The sequence below is a fragment of the Leifsonia sp. SIMBA_070 genome (genome assembly GCF_046534635.1).
Taxonomy (GTDB): Bacteria; Actinomycetota; Actinomycetes; order Actinomycetales; family Microbacteriaceae; genus Leifsonia.
Genome location: NZ_JAWRYK010000980.1, coordinates 1 through 234 on the forward strand (window position 1 = coordinate 1; position 234 = coordinate 234).

Sequence of the window (234 nt, forward strand, 5' to 3'; positions counted from 1 at the left end):
CGGTGGCCCGAGAGGGTCTCGACGATGCCTCGACCGATCGAGTGGTCGCCGATGATCGCGAAGGGACCGAAGGGGATCGGGCCGCCGAACTCGTCGCCCATCATCGTGAGCACGCAGGGGATCTCCTCGCCGCGCGCGGCCCAGGCTGTCGCGTACGTCGCGTGCGTGTGCACGACGCCGTTCACGTGGGCCATGTGGCGGTACACGTAGGCGTGCGCCGCGGTGTCGGACGGG

Annotated in this window: 1 protein-coding gene; it reads right to left on the reverse strand. The window is 70.5% G+C overall.

Annotated elements, in window-relative coordinates:
* The coding region (locus SB754_RS23100; protein WP_410784579.1) for a class II aldolase/adducin family protein at window positions 1-234 on the reverse strand (234 nt) is incomplete at both ends.